2 protein-coding genes and 1 pseudogene are annotated in these 1,116 nt (G+C 47.8%); all 3 read left to right on the top strand.

Translation table 11 applies throughout. From position 1 onward, the window contains the following. Window positions 1–81: pseudogene (locus tag ACXM0J_RS18785) on the top strand (3-oxoadipate CoA-transferase); the annotation flags it as partial. Between the two features lie 18 nt (window positions 82–99). Next, the gene (locus ACXM0J_RS18790; RefSeq protein ID WP_086265161.1) at window positions 100–753 is read left to right on the top strand and encodes a 3-oxoacid CoA-transferase subunit B; all 654 of its coding nucleotides are present in this window, start codon (window positions 100–102) and stop codon (window positions 751–753) included. A gap of 12 nt (window positions 754–765) precedes the next feature. Beyond that, a partial coding sequence (locus ACXM0J_RS18795) for a thiolase family protein (protein ID WP_304457410.1) occupies window positions 766–1,116 on the top strand: 351 nt, incomplete at its 3' end.

Genomic DNA, 1,116 nt, shown 5'->3' on the forward strand with positions numbered 1-1,116 from the left:
TTAGGTGGATTAGACCCTGAGCACATTATCACCCCGGGTATCTTTGTACAGCACGTTGTACAAGTATCGCCCGCACAGTAAGCAATAAGGAGAAATAACATGAGCTACCAGAAACTCAGCCGTGACCAGATTGCACAACGTGTGGCACAAGATATTCCAGATGGCGCCTATGTGAACTTGGGTATTGGCCTACCGACCAAGATCGCGAGCTACTTACCTGACGATAAAGATATTTTTCTTCATTCTGAAAATGGCCTGTTGGCTTTTGGCCCACCGCCAGCTGCAGGTGAAGAAGACCCTGAACTGATTAATGCGGGTAAAGAATTTGTGACCATGCTTGAAGGTGGTAGCTTTTTCCACCATGGCGACTCATTTGCGATGATGCGTGGTGGTCACCTTGATATTGCAGTACTCGGTGCATTTCAGGTTGCCGCGAATGGTGACTTGGCGAACTGGCACACGGGAGCACCGGATGCGATTCCAGCGGTAGGTGGTGCGATGGATTTAGCTGTGGGTGCCAAGAAAGTATTTATCACCACAGACCATGTAACCAAACAAGGTGAACCGAAGATTGTGGCTGAGCTAACTTATCCAGTAACGGGTAAAAAATGTGTTGACCGTATTTACACTGATCTTTGTGTGATTGATGTGACCCAAGATGGTTTGAAGGTGATTGAGAAAGTTGAAGGTCTTAGCTTTGATGATTTACAGGCTTTAACCGGTGCAACTTTGATTGATGCGACTCAAGGGTAAGGAAGTAGGGAAATGACATTAAAAAATGCTTATATCATCGATGCCATCCGTACTCCATTCGGCCGTTATGCTGGTGGTCTTGCTCCTGTCCGTGCCGATGACCTGGGGGCTGTGCCGATTAAAGCTTTAATCCAACGTAACCCGAATGTAGATTGGGAACAGGTCGATGATGTGATCTATGGCTGTGCCAACCAAGCCGGTGAAGACAACCGTAATGTCGGCCGTATGTCAGCACTGCTTGCAGGTTTACCATACCAAGTACCGGCAACCACTATTAACCGTTTGTGTGGTTCATCACTCGATGCGATTGCCATTGCTGCCCGTGCCATCAAGGCAGGTGAAGCGAATTTGGTGATTGCCGGT

This window comes from Acinetobacter sp. GRABPA_MV_2 (assembly GCF_056725885.1).

Coding starts and splice junctions, on each gene's coding strand:
- ACXM0J_RS18790 (WP_086265161.1), top strand. CDS start 100: ATGAGCTACCAGAAACTCAGCCGTGACCAGATTGCACAACGTGTGGCA.